This window comes from Acidithiobacillus sp. M4-SHS-6, from assembly GCF_047421495.1.
In the GTDB taxonomy this organism is placed as follows: domain Bacteria; phylum Pseudomonadota; class Gammaproteobacteria; order Acidithiobacillales; family Acidithiobacillaceae; genus Acidithiobacillus.
In genome coordinates, this window is record NZ_CP175559.1 from 134671 (window position 1) to 152051 (window position 17381).

Sequence of the window (17381 nt, forward strand, 5' to 3'; positions counted from 1 at the left end):
CAGCATCAAGGATCTGCGGTGGATACCATCGAAGGCGCCCCGATCCATTCCAGCACTCATTCCGGGAACACACAGGCGTTGTGCTTGAGATGGCGAGCTTCAGTAGGCTTATCAGCCAGCGCTCGCTGGCCCCGGGCACCGAGCTCTTGTTCCAGCAAGGCCCAGGCGCTTTTCGAAGGGGAGATTCTGGGCCTGGGGGAGGAGCAATTGTTCTTCCAGGACTTCAGCCATGGCGGTGAGGTTCAGTTGCCGTAGGGTGTGCAGGGTGGTTTGTCATAACATGAAGTTGTCTTGGGGTCTGTAGGGATGGGTTGGCAGCACCATGGTGCCGTAATGGCTGGCCGGATCCCGATCTGCGCTTGATCTCGGGTTCATTCAGAATGACTGCCCACGATGGTCCAGAATACACATTATTGGAGAAAGTGAGTCATAACCCATTGATTTTATGGTGGCGCTTCAGGGACTCGAACCCCGGACACGCGGATTATGATTCCGCTGCTCTAACCAGCTGAGCTAAAGCGCCGTGAGGCGCAGATTAAACCGTTTATGGCCCGTGCTGTCAAGAAAAGAGCATGGGGAAAATGGCAGGGAGCACCATACACTGTCTGATGCGAGAAAATGAAAGTAGAGGGTAGCTCAGCGTAACAGCCGCCTTACCAGCAGATACCAGGCCACTGCATAGGCAAGGAGGGTATATGACAGCAACACCGCAAGATGATAGCCGACCTGCTGGGGCAGGTGTCCGGTGAGTAAGGGGCGGAGCAGGGCCACGGCATGGGTGAGGGGTAATGCCTGGGCGATGTCCTGGGCAAAGCGTGGGAGCGAGCGCAGGGGATAAAACACCCCGCAGAATAAAAACATGGGGGTCACGGCCAGGGTGAAGTAATACATGAAAAAATCATAACTGCGGGCCAGGGCGGTCATCACCAGGGCCAGACTGCCAAAGCTCAGTCCGGCCAGCAGAATGACGGGAATGCTCAGCCAGACCCAGGGACCCTGAATGGCGCCAAAAAAGTAAGCGACGATGATGATCGCCAGCGCGCTGATCAAGCCCTTGACGGCCGTCCAGAGAACTTCTCCGGCGAGAATGTCGCTGACCCGCAAAGGGGTGGCCAACATGGCCGCATAGGTGTGCTGGGCATTCATGCGCGTAAATGCCGAATACAAGCCTTCGAAACTCGCCGTATTCATCACGCTGCTGGCAACGATGCCGGAGGCGATGAAGGTGATATAAGGCATCCCGTCCATGGGTCCGACAAAATGCCCTAGACCATAACCCAGGGCCAGCAAATACAGGAGGGGATCGCCAAAATTGCCCAGCATGCTGGGGATGAGCAATTTGCGCCAGACCGCAAAATTGCGTTGCAGCACCGCCAAAGCACCAGGGCTGGGGATCGCCTCCTGCCAGTTGCTCATTGTTCTGCCTCGCGAAGATGGTGACCCGTCAGGCGCAGGAACACATCTTCCAGGCTGGCGGGTCGTTGCAGCCAGCGATAGGCTGGATCTTGGGCAAAATGTTCCATGACGGGCTGCAAGTGTTGTCCGTAACAGATCAGGGTGTCCCCGACCCTTTCACTGACGGCAACGTGCGTCTGATGCCAGTTTTCCGGGTCTGGGGTGCTGCCGTCGAGGCGTCGCAATTCCAGCACCTCTCCCGGAATATGGGCGTTGATCAAGCCTTGGGGCGTATCCTGCACGAGAATACGGCCCTGATCAATAATGCCGACCTGATCGGCGAGCCGCTCCGCTTCGTCCATGTAATGGGTGGTGAGCAGCAAGGTGGTTCCCTGCCGCCGCAAATCCCGCAGGCGTTGCCAGATCAGATGCCGCGCCTGGGGATCCAGCCCTGTGGTGGGCTCATCCAGCAAGAGCAGTCGCGGGGCGTTGATCAGAGCTCGGGCAATGGTCAGGCGGCGCTGCATGCCACCAGACAGCGCTGTAATGGGTTGTCGGGCATAACTGCCGAGTGCCATGAAATCCAGGAGTTCGGCGCTGCGCTGGCGGATTCTGGCTTTGGGAAGGCGAAAATAGCGGCCATAGGTCCAGAGATTTTCTTCCACCGTAAAATCCGGATCGAGATTATCCATTTGCGGAACAACGCCGATTTTGGCTCGCCCTGCCGTCCCCAGCGCTGAAAGTGTCTGCCCTTCAATGCGGATGTCTCCGCCATCCACCGGGGTGAGGCCCTGGATGGCGCGAACCGTGGTGCTTTTGCCCGCGCCGTTGGGTCCTACCAGGGCAAAACAGCTTCCTGCTGCGACGGAAAACGCCACGCCCCGCAAAACCGGGCGGCCACCATACTGTTTTTGCAGCTGCTGCAGTTCAAGAAACGCGGGATTCAGCACAAGGGCTTGTTCCTGTGTAGTGCATCTGCGCGACTTCGTCCTGCAGAGATTGCAGGAGCGCCGTCTGCAGGGTATTGAGTTGTCCATGGAAAAAATGGTCCGCAGGCAGCAGCAGCATCACCGGATTGACCGGCAAACCGGCGACCCAGTGCTGGACACTTGCCGCAGGAACCAGTTCATCCTGTTCGCCCTGGATGAGGGTCCATGGACAGCTGGGCGGAGGCAAGTTCTGAAAATCAAAGAGATTGACCGGCGGGGCAACCGTCAACAAACGGGTGATGCGGGGATGGCGCTGGACGGCCCGGTAGGCGACATAAGCCCCAAAGGAAAAGCCCGCCAGCCAGATATCAAACCCCGGGCGTCGTTGCTGTACCCAATCCAGAACCGCCAGACAGTCTTCCGTTTCGCCGCGGCCATCGTCGTAAGTGCCGGCACTTTCCCCCACCCCGCGAAAATTGAAGCGCAGGGAGGGGATGCCAAGCAGATTGCAGGTTCTGCTGAGATAATGCACCACCTTGTTATGCAGGGTCCCCCCATACAGCGGATGCGGGTGGAGGATCACCGCCACAGCTCCCCGGATTTCCTTGTCGGGACAGGCGGTCAGCCCCTCCAGATCGCCTGCTGGCCCGGGGATGATGACTTTCTCGCCGACGCATTCCAGGCTGGCCAGTTCACCCCCGTCATACAGATGGCTGCGGTCGATGGGCAGCATCAGATCTGCAACCTTTTAACAGGAACCCCATCACGCAGATGGGATTCGACGATTTCTCGCAGGTCATCACCATCCACAAAGGTGTACCAGACTCCTTCGGGATACACCACGGCTACGGGGCCTTCCTGACAGCGTCCCAGGCAACCACAGCGATTGACGCGCACCTGATGATCGCCATGAATGCCCAAGGCCTTGGCGTGCTTCTTGGCCAGATGAAACATCTCGTCAGCCAGGCCACTGTTATTGCAGGCCTGTTCCCCATTATCGCGATGATTCAGGCAAATAAACAAATGTCGTTGATAGAAACCATCTTTCATAAGCGTTGACCCTTTCCCTGCTCAGGACCATCATACCTGAATCAGCATTTACAAACAGCGTACGGAGAAATCATGTTCAGTGATCTGCTTATTGCCAATCTGGATAATGCCTTGCGCACCCTGACCGGGTTGCATGCCGGCAGTGATCGGCCTTATCCCGGCGCAGACGTGCCTGACACCTTGTTGCGACCCTGGGAGCGTCAGCAGGCCGGCCGGATGATGCGGGTCAATCATGCCGGCGAGGTGATGGCCCAGGCGCTGTACACCGGCCAGGCGGCGGGCACCAGTGACTCGGAACTCAAGGCGCAACTGGAGCATGCCCGTAATGAAGAAGAAGATCATCTGCGCTGGTGCCAGACCCGTCTGCGCGAGCTCAACAGTCGCCCCAGCCTGCTGGCACCTCTTTGGTATGGGGCGGGCTGGAGCATGGGTTTTCTGGCTGCGCGGCAAGGGCGCGGGACCAATCTCGGCTTGGTGGTGGCCGTGGAAAACCAGGTGGAAGAACACCTGAATAGCCATCTGGAGAGCTTGCCGGTGGATGACGAGCGCAGTCGGGCGGTGGTTGCGCAGATGCGGGATGATGAGGTAGGCCACGCGGCCACCGCTGAATCTTTGGGTGCCGAAAGCCTGCCCATGCCGGTACGCATGGCGATGGGCCTGTTCTCGAAGGTGCTGACACGCGGGGCGCTGTGGATTTAGTGGACGGGGTTGTTCACGAAACCGGGTGCCTGCTGGTCATGGGTCGAACCGACAAATCCTCGCCGCCCGGCAGATGGATGCGATAACGGCCAGCGCGAACGGCTTCTGCCATGCTGCCAATGGTTTGCTGGGCGAGCAGGCCCATCACGTCTGTCTTCAACGGCTTCCAATGGTAATGCATCGGGCAGGCGGTTTCGTCAGCGCAGGCCTTCAGGCCCAGTACACAGCCCTGCCCAAAGGGCTGCCCTTCCACCACTTCCACAATATCGAGAATATTCATCTGCTCCGCGCCTGGACGCAGAATGAAACCGCCCCCCCGTCCCTTGAAGGAATCCAGTACCCCGCGCTTGGCCAGGTCCTGCAGAATTTTCGCCAGATATTGGGCCGGAACTCGCAGAAAATCGGAAATATCCCGGCTCAGCACCGGTTCGCCCGCCGGTTGGGCGGCAAGATAAATCAATGCCTGTAAAGCATATTCGCTGGTTTTACTCAGTAGCATGAAAACTTCCTCAGGATTCGTCGACGACCGTAAAGTCGTGGGTGATTTCTGCTGTTTTCCCCAGCATCACGCTGGCTGAACAATATTTTTCCGCCGAAAGACCGATGGCGTGCGCTACTCGCTTGGGATCCAGTGCCTTGCCCGATACCCTGAAATGGAGATGTATTTGGGTGAAAACCTTGGGGTCGGTATCGGCCCGTTCGGCGTGAATATCCACAATACACTGGGCAATGGCCTGACGGGATTTCTGCAGAATCATCACCACATCAATGCTCGCACAGCCGCCAAGGCCCATGAGGAGCATTTCCATGGGCCTTGCGCCGAGATTGTGACCACCGATGTCAGGTGATCCGTCCATGACCACTGCATGACCACTTTCGGCGCTGGCTACAAAACTCATCTGACCAGGACCCATCCATTGCACCCGTGCCTGCATGACTCGCCCCTTATGAACAATAACGTACCATTAGATGACAATATCGGGGCTATGTAAACCGCAGGTCATTCAATGCTGAAAAATAATCTCTGGAAATAGTCGGGACAGGGCCGCACCCGGCTCTGTTTCGCGCATGAAGGCTTCGCCCACCAGAAAAGCGCCGACCCCGGCAGTACGCAGTCGCTGTACCTCTTCGCCACTGCGAATACCGCTTTCGGTGACGACGATGCGATCGGCGGGGACATCCGGAAGTAATCCCAGGGTGGTTTCAATGTCGGTGACAAAGCGATGCAGATCCCGATTGTTGATACCGATCAGTGGGGTGCGCAGCTTGAGGGCACGCTGGAGTTCTGCGGCATTATGGACTTCCACCAGCACCGCCATCCCCAGATGATGCGCAGACTCTTCCAGGGTTTGGAGTTGCTGGTCCGACAAGGCCGCCACAATCAGAAGGATGGCATCTGCCCCGATAGCCCGGGCTTCCCAGACCTGATAGGGGTCAATGCAGAAATCCTTGCGGAGGACGGGAAGCTGGCAGGCTTCCCGGGCAGCGGTCAGGTAAATGTCGGCACCTTGAAAATAGTGTTCATCCGTTAATACCGAAAGGCAGGCCGCAGCGTGGGCGGCATAGTCCTGAGCGATGCTCACAGGATTGAAATCTTCCCGGATGATGCCTGCCGAGGGCGAAGCCTTTTTGATTTCGGCGATGACTGCCGCTTGCCCGGCAGCCAGCTTGCCACGAATGGCTCCGACAAAATCTCTGGGTTTGGCGCTCAGGGCTACGGAGGCCTGCAATTCTGTCAGGCCCAGGCGGGCCTTGCGTTCCACGATTTCCGTCTGCTTTTGGTTAATGATTTTCTGGAGTATGTCCGCCATACGGATCCTTATGGGTTTTTGCCCAGTAATTCCTGCCATTTTTGCCAGGCAGCGCCTGATTTCAATATGTCTCTTGCCCGTATTACTCCAATGGCCATATCGGGCACCACGTCCGCCGCATAGAGGGCAGCTCCGGCGTTCAGCAGCACCACGTCCAGACGTGGGCCTGGACGGTTACGCAGGACTTCTTCGGCAGCGGCCAGGGCGCTGGCCACGCTGTCAATCTGCAAGGTGGCCAGTGGCGCGCGGGCAATGCCAAAATCCTCGGGCTGAATCCGGCTGCGGGAAATGACACCATCCTTCAGTTCGGCCACATCCGTGGGTGCGGAGAGGCTGATTTCATCCAGACCGTCATGGCCATGGACTACCAGTACATGCCGTGAACCCAGTTCCCGGGCAGCTTCGGCCAAGGGCATCAACCAGCGTTCGGCATACACCCCGAGCACCTGATGGGGAGCGCCAGCCGGATTGCTCAGGGGACCCATCAGATTGAACAGGGAGCGGATGGCCAACTCCTTGCGTGGACCCACGGCATGGCGCATGGCGCCATGATGGGCCGGGGCGAAGAGGAAGCCGATGCCGATGCGTTCAATGCTCCGGGCGACGCGCTCGGGGGTCATATTCATGGGCAGGCCAGCGGCTTCCAGGACATCGGCGCTGCCGCTGCGGCTGACCATGGAGCGATTGCCATGCTTGGCTACCCGTGCCCCCCCGGCGGCGGCCACCACCGCCGCTACGGTGGAAATATTGAAGGTACTCAGCGCATCTCCGCCGGTACCACAGGTATCCAGCAAATGATCGGTCGCAACGGACACCTTGGTCATACAGGCCCGCAAAGCCAGGGTGGCGCCCACCAGTTCCTCGACCCTTTGCCCCTTCATGCGCAGGCCCATCAGGAGTGCGCCAATTTGCGCAGGCGTCCAGTCCCCGGCCATGATGGCCGCAAATACTTCCTGGGCCTGCTGCCGGGACAAATCCTGCCCGGCAGCGATTTGTTCGAGAATGTCACGGACGATCATTGGGCTGCATCTCCCTGCAGAAAGTGCTGGAGGATGTTTTTGCCGCATTCGCTGAGAATGGATTCCGGATGAAACTGCACCCCCTCCACAGCCAGGGTACGATGGCGTAATCCCATGATTTCTCCCGCTTCTGTCCATGCCGTGATTTCCAGACTGTCGGGCAGGGTATCCCTTTCGACAATCAGGGAATGATAGCGGGTGGCGGGAAAGGGATCGGGCAGATCGTGGAAAACTCCCTGACCCCGGTGATGAATGGGCGAAGTCTTGCCATGCATGACCTGCTCGGCACGGACCACTCGGCCGCCAAAGGCCTGACCGATAGCCTGATGCCCGAGGCAGACCCCCAGCAAAGGGATTTTGCCGGCGAAATGCTGGATGACGTCCAGCGAGATGCCGGCTTCATTGGGCGTGCAGGGGCCTGGTGAGATGCAGATGTGGCTGGGTGCCAGTTTTTCGATGCCTGCAAGGTCTATGGCATCATTGCGCTCGACCCGCACTTCGGCACCCAGTTCGGCAAAATATTGCACCAGGTTGTAGGTAAAGCTGTCGTAATTATCAATCATGAGCAACATGATCTGCCCCCCCTTCTGGATCCAGGCCATTTTCGGCCAGGGCGACTGCCCGGAACATGGCGCGTCGTTTATTCATGGTCTCTTCCCATTCCGCAGCCGGCTCGGAGTCGGCAACAATCCCGCCCCCGGCCTGAATGTGGAGGGTGCCATTCTTGATCACGGCGGTGCGGATGGCGATGCAGGTATCCATGTTGCCATTCCAGCCCCAGTAACCGACGGCACCGGCATACACGCCTCGGGATACCGGCTCCATTTCGCGAATGATTTCCATGGCGCGAATTTTCGGAGCCCCCGACACAGTGCCTGCCGGGAAGGTTGCGCGCAGGGCGTCCATGGCATCCAGTTCCGGACGGAGCTGGCCCGTGACCTGGGAAACAATATGCATGACATGGGAGTAGCGTTCGATGTCAAAAGCATCCGTGAGGGTCACGGAGCCGACTTCGGCGATCCGCCCCACGTCATTGCGGGCAAGATCAATCAGCATGAGATGCTCGGCCCGTTCTTTCGGGTCGGCCAGCAGTTCCTTTTCCAGAACGGCATCTTCTGCCCGGGTTTTTCCCCGGGGACGGGTTCCGGCAATGGGGCGCACGGTCACCTGCCGATCCTCGACCCGTACCAGGATTTCCGGCGAGGAGCCCACCAGATAGGTGTCACCCAGATCCACGAAAAACATATAGGGAGAAGGGTTGACACCGCGCAGGGCACGATAGAGATCCAGGGGATGGGCATTCAGTGCGGTGGATAGCCGCTGCGAAGGCACGACCTGCATGACATCGCCCGCTGCAATATAGGCCTTGATGCGCTGCACGGCAGCCATGTATCCCTCACGGCTGAAACTGGCGCTGAAGTCTTCCTCGCGCACCTGACGGGTTTGTACGGGCGGCGCTGGGGGCAGGACCGTTTGTCGGAGCTTTTGCTGGAGTTGCTGGAGTCTGGCAATGCCCTGGGCATAGGCGTTGCTTTGTGCGGGATCCACATGCACCACCAGACGGATGGTGCCGCGCAAGTTATCGAATATCAGCAGTTCATCGGCGACCAGCAACTGGATTTCCGGCAGGTCCAACGGATCGGCAAGGGGCTCGCTGCGTGCCAGACGCGGCTCGATGGTCCGGACGATATCGTAGCCGAAGTACCCGACCAGCCCGCCACTGAAGCGGTCATCCACAACTTCTTCCAGTGGCGCGACCCGGAAACGCTCGCGAAAGGCACTGATCCAGAGGAGAGGATCCTGCGGCTGCGCCTGCTCGGCCTGCGCGCCATCAACATGCACGGTGACCCGCCCGTGGTGTACCCGGATGATTTGCCGGGCAGGGAGGCCAATGATGGAATAGCGCCCCCATTTTTCTCCGCCCTGGACGGATTCGAGCAGATAGGCGTAGGGACCATCGACCAGTTTCAGATAGGCGGAGAGGGGGGTGTCGAGGTCGGCAAGCACCTCGCGGGTAAGGGGTATACGGTTATAGCCCTGGGCAGCCAAGGCCGCAAAAGTGGCTTCAGAAATCATGGATCACCTCGTTGGAACGATGCAAAGGAGGACACTGCTTTTCAGCAGCGACGCCATCGTTTTCCCGCAGGTTCCATTTTCAGCATGATTTCCATAACTCCTGTGTCAGGCAAGAATATCCAATAATTCGCTCATATTGTCCAGTACTGCATCAGGATTCAGTGCCTGAACGGGCTCATCGCCATGATAACCATAGGTCACGCAGGCGACGGGCATGGCGGCTGCGCGGGCGGCCTCGGTGTCATTGCGCGAGTCACCCACCAGCAAGCAGTCACTGATGGGCTGATGAAAGTGGGCGGCGGTATGTTGGAGTGGCAGTGGATCGGGCTTCTTTTTGGGAAGACTGTCACCGGACAACACCAGCCCAAAATAGTCATAAAGATCCAGTTGCTGCAAGATGGGAATGGTAAAAACCTGGACCTTGTTGGTAATGCAGACCAGTTCTCGACCCTGAGTCTGAAGGGCTTTCAGGGTATCGCGAACGCCCGGATAAATCTGGCTATGATCGAGCAGGTGTGCTCCATAGTACTGGCTGAAGTCCACCATGGCCGCATCCAGTTCGGTTTCACTGGGCTCCTGCTCAATGCTCAGAGCCCGGCGCATCAGTTCGCGGACCCCATTGCCGATGAAGCCACGAATGACCGACATTTCCGCTAGCTGGCGACCGAGTTCGTGCAGAACATGATTGGTGGCTCCGGCCAGATCGGGGGCGGTATCAATCAGGGTTCCGTCCAGATCCAGCAGAACCACCCGCGCCGGGAACGGCGCGCTGGCATTGAGTTGTACCGTCATTTAGTCCGCCAGTGCCTTGCGGAAAGCCGCGATGGTCGCCTTGTAGTCCGGTGTATGGTAGATGGCACTGCCAGCCACAAATACATCGGCACCGGCATCGGCCACCCGCCGAATGTTGTCGACCTTGACCCCGCCATCCACCTCCAGCTCGATGGGCTTGCCGATGGCATCAATCCGCTTGCGAATGGCCTCGATCTTGCGCAGGGTGTAGTCAATGAAACTCTGCCCGCCAAAGCCGGGGTTGACGCTCATCACCAGCACCAGATCGAGATTTTCCAGGACGTAGTCGAGCACATCCAGAGGTGTACCGGGATTGAGAGACACCCCGGCCTTGCAGCCGAGGCTATGGATCAGTTGTATGCTGCGATCCAGATGAATGGTCGCTTCCGGGTGCACGGTGATAATGTGGGCACCGGCCTTGGCAAACTCGGGAATGATGGCATCCACGGGTGTGATCATCAGGTGCACATCCAGGGGTTTCTGCGTGTGGGGTTTGATGGCTGCGGCCACCAGCGGCCCAATGGTGAGATTGGGGACAAAATGATTGTCCATGACGTCCACATGAATATAGTCGGCGCCCGCCTCATCCACTGCCCGCACTTCTTCACCCAGGCGGGCAAAGTCAGCGGAAAGAATGGATGGAGAAATCTTGTATTGTGTCATACGACCTCCAGGACAGGGCGAGAGCGTCGGGCGCCCTCGCCATTTTCTAGTACCAGGTCGCTTTATCAGAGACCGGTGACGCGGGGATCCAGCTCGCCTTTGCTGTAGCGCTTGAACATGGTATCCAGAGGGATCACCTTGATCTTGCTGGCATTGCCGGCTGTACCGAAAGCTTCAAAACGCTGGCGACAGATATCGCGCATGGCCTCCAGAGAGGCAGTGAGAAACTTGCGGGGATCGAAGTTCTTGGGATTCTTGTAAAGACTCTGGCGCACCGCGCCCGTGGCAGCCAGACGCAGGTCGGTGTCGATATTGACCTTGCGGACGCCGTTCTTGATACCTTCCTGAATTTCTTCCACCGGCACGCCATAGGTTTCGCCGATATCACCACCGAACTCGTGGATGATTTTCAGCCAGTCCTGGGGGACGGAACTGGAACCATGCATGACCAGATGGGTATCGGGAATACGGGCGTGAATTTCCCTGATGCGGTCAATGCGCAGCACCTTGCCGGTGGGCGGCTGGCTGAACTTGTAGGCACCATGACTCGTACCGATGGCGATGGCCAGGGCATCCAGCTTGGTCGCTTTCACAAACTGGGCGGCTTCTTCGGGGTCGGTCAGTAACTGATCGTGGCTCAGGCAGCCTTCGGCACCGACGCCATCTTCTTCGCCGGCCATGCCGGTTTCCAGGGAGCCCAGGCAACCCAGTTCGCCTTCCACCGATACGCCCACGGCGTGGGCTATTTCCACCACCTTGGCAGTGACGGCGGTGTTGTAATCATAGCTGGCTGGAGTTTTGGCATCTTCCATCAGGGATCCGTCCATCATGACGCTGGAAAATCCGGAGCGAATGGCCTGGATGCAGACGGTAGGACTGGCACCGTGGTCCTGATGCAGCACCACCGGAATATCCGGATATTCTTCGATGGCCGCCAGAATGAGGTGGCGCAGGAAGGGTTCACCCGCATATTTGCGGGCACCGGCAGAAGCCTGCAGGATGACTGGGGCATCGACGGCGGCAGCCGCTTCCATGATGGCGCGGACCTGTTCCAGGTTGTTGACATTGAAAGCCGGAATTCCGTAACTGTGTTCTGCTGCGTGGTCCAAAAGCTGTCGCAATGAAACAAGAGCCATAGCACTTCTCCTAAACGTGAATGAAAGTGGGTTTTGATCGATCCTATAGACGGGGCGGCAAACCGCAACCTGACCCCGTCAGTGTGCCTTGTTTTTCCTTCACCTAGGCGCGATGGGTGACATCGCCCACCCGTACCAGTTTCAGGGTATTGGTGCCGCCTGGAGATCCGATGGGTTCACCGATGGTAATGAGCATCAGGTCTCCATCCCGGACCGCACCGCGACGGCGCAGTTCATCTTCGGCAGCCCGCATCACCTGCAGGGGATCGTCAAAACGATTTTGCGGGAAATTTACGGGATGTACGCCTCGGTACAGGGTCACCTTGCGCCGAGTATATACCTGCGGCGTCAAGGCATAAATCGGTACCTTGGGGTTGGCACGCGACAGCCACAAGGCGGTTGCGCCGCTTTCCGTAAAAGCGGCAATGGCCGCGATGGGCAAGCGCAGTGTGGCCAGGAGCGCGGCTGCGGCAATGGTTTCATCGACTCCCGCCAGGGGACGGTCAATAATCTGCAGGGTATTGGTACTGGGCGCATGTCGTTCTGTCTCCCGACAGGTGCGATCCATGGCCGCCACGGCTTCCACTGGATAGGCACCGCTGGCGGTTTCCGCCGACAACATGACCGCATCGGTACCATCCAGAACCGCATTGGCCACGTCGGAAACCTCGGCGCGGGTGGGGATGGGCTGATGGATCATGGATTCCATCATCTGGGTGGCGGTAATGGTCAGGCGATTATGTTTCTGGGCCAGGGCAATAATCCGTTTCTGCACCGGGGGAACTGCCGCGTCGCCGATTTCCACGCCCAGATCACCGCGAGCCACCATGATGGCTTCGGAAACCGCCAGAATTTCCTCGATGGCATCCACGGCCTCGGCCCGCTCTATTTTGGCCACCAGCGCCCCATGCCCTCCAGCCTCCCGGAACAGGCGACGGGCCTCATCCATGTCTGCTGCGCTACGCGGAAAAGAAACGGCTAGATAATCGGCTTCCAGTTGGGCGGCAGTGATGATGTCGGCGCGATCCTTGTCGGTCAGGGCCGGAGCAGTGAGGCCGCCGCCAGCGCGGTTGATACCCTTGCTGTTGGACAGTTCCCCACCCTGGACGACTCGGGTATGGATTTCGTTGCCCTGAACCTTCTCGACCCAGAGCACGATCATGCCGTCATTGAGGAGCAGTGTGGCACCGCGTTCCACATCGCTGACCAGTTGCGGATAAGTCACGCCGACCCGCGTTTGATCACCCAGGGTGCAGTGAATATCCAGAATGAAGGTTTCCCCTTCTTTCAACTGGATTTTACCATCGGCAAATTTGCCGATGCGGATTTTGGGACCTTGCAAATCGGCCAGCACGCCAATGGCACGCCCATGGGCGCGGGCGCGCTCGCGGACCATTTCTGCCCTTTGCACATGATCCTCGGGTGAACCATGGGAGAAATTGAGACGGACGACATCGACGCCTGCCTCGATCAAGCGATCGATGACCTGCACATCAGAACTGGCAGGACCCAGGGTTGCGACGATTTTCGTCCGACGTATCAAGTGTGGTTTCCTTTTGCGCGTTCTTCCAGAATGGCAACGGCCGGCAGGGTTTTGCCTTCGAGGAATTCCAGAAAGGCTCCACCACCGGTGCTGATGTAAGAAACTTTGTCATGAATGTGGAACTGGTTGATGGCAGCAATGGTGTCCCCACCACCGGCGATGGAAAAGGCGGGGCTTTCGGCAACGGCCTGGGCAACGGCCTTGGTGCCCCCCGCAAAGTTGGCAAACTCGAAAACGCCAACGGGACCGTTCCAGACGATGGTTCCGGCCTTCCTGATAATGTCTCCCAGGGCCTTGGCGGTATTGGGGCCAATATCCAGGACCATGTCATCTTCGGCAATGTCGGCCACGGCACAGGTGCGCGCCGGGGCGGTAGGGGAAAATTCCTTGGCCACCACCACATCCGTGGGCAGGGGGACATCCCCACCCTTGGCTTTGGCGGCGGCAATGATGGCTTTTGCCTCGGGTACCAAATCGGCTTCGCAGAGGGACTTTCCAACCCTGTGCCCTTCGGCAAGAAGGAAGGTGTTGGCAATCCCGCCACCTACCACCAGTTGATCCACCTTGTCGGCCAGTGATTTGAGAATGGTGAGTTTGGTGGATACCTTGGAGCCGGCCACAATGGCGACCAGCGGGCGCTTGGGATCCTGCAGAGCCTTGCCGAGGGCATTCAGTTCGCCGACCAGCAAGGGACCCGCACAAGCCATAGGGGCATATTTGGCAATGCCATGGGTACTGGCTTCAGCGCGATGGGCCGTGCCGAAAGCATCATTCACATAAATATCGCAAAGTTTTCCGTATTTCCGGGCCAAGGCGTCGTCATCTTTCTTTTCGCCCTTGTTGATGCGGCAGTTTTCCAGCATGACTACATCACCGGGCTTCAGTTCGAAACCGCCATCCACCCAATCCGCTTGCAAACGTACCGGGCAGCCCAGCAACTCGGACAGGCGCTTGGCCACGGGAGCCAGAGAATCTTCAGGCTTGAATTCACCCTCCGTGGGGCGCCCCAGATGGGAGGTGATCATGACGCCGGCACCGGCATCCAGCGCCATTTTCACCGCAGGTACGGAGGCCCGCACCCGGGTATCGTCGGCGATACCCCCCTCTTTATTCAGGGGAACATTGAGATCAGCGCGGATAAATACCCGCTTGCCTTGCGCAAGGCCGCGCTTGCAGAGGTCTTCAAAAGTCAGAATAGGCATGAACTCATCTCCAGTTAAGCGATCAGTGACCGGCGACGTGCTTGACGAAGCGCATCATGTTGCAGGTGTAGCCATATTCGTTGTCATACCAGGACACCACCTTGACGAAGGTGGGGTCGAGTTGTATGCCCGCGCCTGCGTCAAAAATGGAGGGTATTGGATAACCTCGGAAGTCTGTCGATACGACGGAAGCTTCCGTATAGCCCAGTACCCCTTTGAGAGCGCCTTCACTGGCCGCTTTCATGGCCTTGCAGATTTCTTCGTAGCTGGTTTCCTGGTTCAGTTCGACGGTGAGATCCACCACCGAAACATCAGAAGTGGGCACACGAAAAGCCATGCCGGTCAGCTTCTTGTTCAGTTCCGGAATGACCTTGCCCACGGCCTTGGCGGCACCCGTAGAGGAAGGAATGATGTTTTCGAGAATACCCCGACCACCGCGCCAGTCCTTGGAAGAAGGACCATCGACGGTTTTCTGGGTAGCGGTAGCAGCATGTATCGTACTCATCAGGCCGCGCTTGATCCCGAAGTGATCATTCAAGACCTTGGCGACGGGGGCCAGGCAGTTGGTCGTGCAGGAGGCGGCAGAAACGATTTTCTCACCGGCATACTTGCTGTGATTGACTCCGTAAACAAACATCGGCGTGTCATCCTTGGAAGGTGCCGACTGCACCACTTTTTTGGCGCCCGCGTCCAGGTGCTTCTGACAGGCTTCTCCAGTCAGGAAAAAGCCAGTGGACTCAATGACCAGATCCACGTCCACAGCGTCCCACTTGAGATTGGCGGGATCGCGCTCGGCAGTCAGGCGGATGCCCTTACCATTGACGACCAGATCATTGCCTTCGATTTTGACTTCCCCCTGAAAGCGACCATGTACCGAATCATATTGCAGCATATAGGCCAGATAGGCAGGTTCGAGCAGATCATTGATGGCAACCACCTCCAGATTGCTGAATTCTGCTTCCCTGGCGATAGCGCGAAAAGCCATGCGACCAATACGGCCAAAACCATTAATACCCACACGAACGGTCATTATCGTAACTCCTCAAAATTGCAAATGATTCAAAGCGACTGGTACTGGGCGACAACGTTGTCCACGGTGAACCCGAATTTGGCAAACAATATCGGCGCCGGAGCAGAAGCGCCAAAATGGTCGATACCCACGACAGCGCCGTGCAGTCCCACGTATTTGTACCAGAGGCCGGTGCTCCCGGCCTCGATGGCTAGCCGCTTGCTGATGCCGGCAGGCAGGACGCTTTCCTGATAAGTCGCATCCTGGGCGGCGAATATGTCCATGCAGGGCATGGAAACCACGCGCACGTGATGCCCCTGCTCCGCCAGTTTGGCCTGAGCCGCCAGCGCCAGTTCCACTTCGGAGCCGGTGGCGATCAGGATTCCCTCGGCTTTGCCGTTTTCGGCCTCCTTGAGCACATAGCCGCCGCGCCGGGCATTGGCCACGGTTTCATCCGTATGGGGCAGTGCCGGCAGATTCTGGCGGCTGAGAGCGAGCAGGGAAGGCGTGCGCTGGAGTTTGACGGAGGATTCCCAGGCAACGACGGTTTCCACTGCGTCGGCAGGACGCCAGACGTTGAGGTTGGGAACCAGGCGCAGACTGTTGACCTGTTCGATGGGCTGGTGCGTGGGACCGTCTTCGCCGAGGCCGATGGAATCGTGGGTCATGACATACACCACCCGAATACCCATCAGGGCCGACATGCGGATGGCGTTGCGACTGTAGTCCGAGAAAATGAGGAAGGTGCCACCAAAAGGCAGGAAGCCACCGTACAAGGAGATGCCATTCATGATGGCGGACATGCCGAACTCCCGCACGCCGTAGTGAATATAATTGCCCATCAGGCGGTGCTTGCCAATGTCCATGGCCTCTTTCCAGCGGGTATTGTTGGACGGCGTCAGATCCGCAGAGCCCCCCAGAAGTTCTGGCAGGGAAGCCGCAAGACCCTGGATGGTTTTGCCGGAGGCGACCCGTGTGGCAATCTTCGGGTTTTCCTTGCGGAATTCGTTGATCATTCGGGCAATGGCAACGTCAAATTCGGGGCTGGCTTCGCCAGTCAGACGGCGTTCGAATTCGGCTGCTTCCTTGGGGAAGTTGGCCTTGTATTTGGCAAATTTTTCCTTCCAGGCGCTTTCTGCTGCTTCACCCTTGGCCTTGGCGTTGTAGCCGTGATAAATGGCTTCGGGAATTTCAAAAGGCGCGCCGCTCCAGCCGAGATTCTTGCGGGTCAGGGCGACTTCTTCGGCTCCGAGGGCGGCACCGTGCACATCATGGGTGCCGGCCTTGTTGGGGGAACCGTGCCCGATGACGGTCTTGCAGCAGATCAGGGTCGGTTGCGTGTTCTGCTTGTGCGCCTGGGTGATGGCTTTTTTGATGGCTTCGGGATCATGACCATCCACATGACGGATGACATGCCAGCCATAAGCCTCGAAACGTGCCGGGGTGTCGTCACCGAACCAGTCGTTCACATGACCGTCAATGGAAATGTTGTTGTCGTCATAGAAGCAGATCAGTTTGTTCAGACCCCAGACGCCAGCCAGGGAACATGCCTCATGGGAAACGCCTTCCATGAGGCAGCCGTCGCCCAGAAAAACGTAAGTGTAGTTGTTGACAATTTCATGGTCGGGACGGTTGAACTGAGCGGCCAGCATCCGTTCAGCCAGAGCCATGCCGACGCCGTTGGCAAGGCCCTGACCCAGGGGGCCGGTGGTGGTTTCAATGCCGGGAGTGTCACGGTACTCCGGATGGCCGGGGGTCTTGCTGTGCCACTGACGAAAGTTTTTGAGGTCATCCATGGAGACATCGTAGCCACTCAGATGAAGCAGCGCATACTGCAACATCGAACCGTGGCCGTTGGAAAGAACGAAACGGTCACGTCCGGCCCAGTGAGGGTTGGCCGGATTGTGTACCAGAAAATCATTCCACAGGACTTCGGCTATGTCCGCCATGCCCATGGGCATCCCGGGATGGCCGGACTTCGCCTTTTCGACGGCATCCATGGTCAGAACGCGAATGGCATTGGCCAGATCAGTACGGGTTACAGTCATCACTCACTC

At 58.2% G+C, this 17381-nt stretch carries 18 protein-coding genes and 1 tRNA gene; 1 reads left to right on the forward strand and 18 read right to left on the reverse strand.

Annotation, left to right across the window (positions count from 1 at the left end; translation table 11 throughout):
• Positions 1-446: 446 nt before the first annotated feature.
• The 5 genes from ACJU26_RS00660 to ACJU26_RS00680 form a co-directional block, all read right to left on the reverse strand.
• Positions 447-523: transfer RNA gene (locus tag ACJU26_RS00660), tRNA-Met, on the reverse strand.
• Positions 524-636: 113 nt separating this feature from the next.
• Positions 637-1416: an ABC transporter permease gene (locus ACJU26_RS00665; RefSeq protein WP_414040644.1), complete on the reverse strand. Its 780-nt coding sequence runs from the start codon at positions 1414-1416 to the stop codon at positions 637-639.
• Positions 1413-2345, reverse strand: coding sequence for an ATP-binding cassette domain-containing protein (locus ACJU26_RS00670; RefSeq protein WP_414040645.1), 933 nt, complete (start codon positions 2343-2345; stop codon positions 1413-1415). The genes ACJU26_RS00665 and ACJU26_RS00670 overlap by 4 nt, the downstream gene beginning before the upstream one ends.
• Positions 2323-3057, reverse strand: coding sequence for an alpha/beta hydrolase (locus ACJU26_RS00675; protein WP_414040646.1), 735 nt, complete (start codon positions 3055-3057; stop codon positions 2323-2325). Before ACJU26_RS00675 ends, ACJU26_RS00670 begins: the two co-directional genes overlap by 23 nt.
• On the reverse strand, positions 3057-3374 hold the full coding sequence (locus ACJU26_RS00680) for a (2Fe-2S) ferredoxin domain-containing protein (protein ID WP_414040647.1): 318 nt from the start codon (positions 3372-3374) through the stop codon (positions 3057-3059). The genes ACJU26_RS00675 and ACJU26_RS00680 overlap by 1 nt, the downstream gene beginning before the upstream one ends.
• A gap of 72 nt (positions 3375-3446) precedes the next feature.
• Between ACJU26_RS00680 and coq7 the strand changes: the two genes are divergently transcribed.
• The gene (coq7, locus tag ACJU26_RS00685) at positions 3447-4073 is read left to right on the forward strand and encodes a 2-polyprenyl-3-methyl-6-methoxy-1,4-benzoquinone monooxygenase (RefSeq protein WP_414040648.1); all 627 of its coding nucleotides are present in this window, start codon (positions 3447-3449) and stop codon (positions 4071-4073) included.
• A 13-nt stretch (positions 4074-4086) separates the two neighbouring features.
• On the opposite strand, the gene ACJU26_RS00690 is transcribed toward coq7, so the two are convergent.
• The 13 genes from ACJU26_RS00690 to tkt all read right to left on the reverse strand — a co-directional run bounded on the left by ACJU26_RS00690 (position 4087) and on the right by tkt (position 17372).
• Positions 4087-4572: an RrF2 family transcriptional regulator gene (locus ACJU26_RS00690; RefSeq protein ID WP_414040649.1), complete on the reverse strand. Its 486-nt coding sequence runs from the start codon at positions 4570-4572 to the stop codon at positions 4087-4089.
• Positions 4573-4582: 10 nt separating this feature from the next.
• Positions 4583-5008, reverse strand: a complete 426-nt coding sequence (locus ACJU26_RS00695; protein WP_414040650.1) for an OsmC family protein — start codon at positions 5006-5008, stop codon at positions 4583-4585.
• Positions 5009-5077: 69 nt separating this feature from the next.
• Positions 5078-5884: an indole-3-glycerol phosphate synthase TrpC gene (trpC, locus tag ACJU26_RS00700; RefSeq protein WP_414040651.1), complete on the reverse strand. Its 807-nt coding sequence runs from the start codon at positions 5882-5884 to the stop codon at positions 5078-5080.
• Positions 5885-5892: 8 nt separating this feature from the next.
• Positions 5893-6903 (reverse strand): anthranilate phosphoribosyltransferase, encoded by a 1011-nt coding sequence (gene trpD / locus ACJU26_RS00705; RefSeq protein ID WP_414040652.1) that lies wholly within the window; start codon positions 6901-6903, stop codon positions 5893-5895.
• On the reverse strand, positions 6900-7475 hold the full coding sequence (locus ACJU26_RS00710; RefSeq protein ID WP_414040653.1) for an anthranilate synthase component II: 576 nt from the start codon (positions 7473-7475) through the stop codon (positions 6900-6902). The genes trpD and ACJU26_RS00710 overlap by 4 nt, the downstream gene beginning before the upstream one ends.
• On the reverse strand, positions 7459-8979 hold the full coding sequence (gene trpE, locus ACJU26_RS00715) for an anthranilate synthase component I (protein ID WP_414040654.1): 1521 nt from the start codon (positions 8977-8979) through the stop codon (positions 7459-7461). The genes ACJU26_RS00710 and trpE overlap by 17 nt, the downstream gene beginning before the upstream one ends.
• A 105-nt stretch (positions 8980-9084) precedes the next feature.
• Positions 9085-9771, reverse strand: a complete 687-nt coding sequence (locus tag ACJU26_RS00720; RefSeq protein WP_414040655.1) for a phosphoglycolate phosphatase — start codon at positions 9769-9771, stop codon at positions 9085-9087.
• Positions 9772-10434, reverse strand: coding sequence for a ribulose-phosphate 3-epimerase (rpe, locus tag ACJU26_RS00725; protein WP_414040656.1), 663 nt, complete (start codon positions 10432-10434; stop codon positions 9772-9774).
• Between the two features lie 65 nt (positions 10435-10499).
• The gene (gene fba, locus ACJU26_RS00730) at positions 10500-11570 is read right to left on the reverse strand and encodes a class II fructose-bisphosphate aldolase (RefSeq protein ID WP_414040657.1); all 1071 of its coding nucleotides are present in this window, start codon (positions 11568-11570) and stop codon (positions 10500-10502) included.
• 103 nt (positions 11571-11673) lie between these two features.
• Positions 11674-13113 (reverse strand): pyruvate kinase, encoded by a 1440-nt coding sequence (pyk, locus tag ACJU26_RS00735; protein WP_414040658.1) that lies wholly within the window; start codon positions 13111-13113, stop codon positions 11674-11676.
• Positions 13110-14315 carry a phosphoglycerate kinase gene (locus ACJU26_RS00740; RefSeq protein ID WP_414040659.1) on the reverse strand — a complete coding sequence of 402 codons (1206 nt, stop codon included), beginning with the start codon at positions 14313-14315 and terminating at the stop codon, positions 13110-13112. Before ACJU26_RS00740 ends, pyk begins: the two co-directional genes overlap by 4 nt.
• A 22-nt stretch (positions 14316-14337) precedes the next feature.
• Positions 14338-15345 (reverse strand): type I glyceraldehyde-3-phosphate dehydrogenase, encoded by a 1008-nt coding sequence (gap, locus tag ACJU26_RS00745; RefSeq protein ID WP_414040660.1) that lies wholly within the window; start codon positions 15343-15345, stop codon positions 14338-14340.
• Positions 15346-15374: 29 nt separating this feature from the next.
• Positions 15375-17372, reverse strand: a complete 1998-nt coding sequence (tkt, locus tag ACJU26_RS00750; protein ID WP_414040661.1) for a transketolase — start codon at positions 17370-17372, stop codon at positions 15375-15377.
• Between the last annotated feature and the right edge of the window lie 9 nt (positions 17373-17381).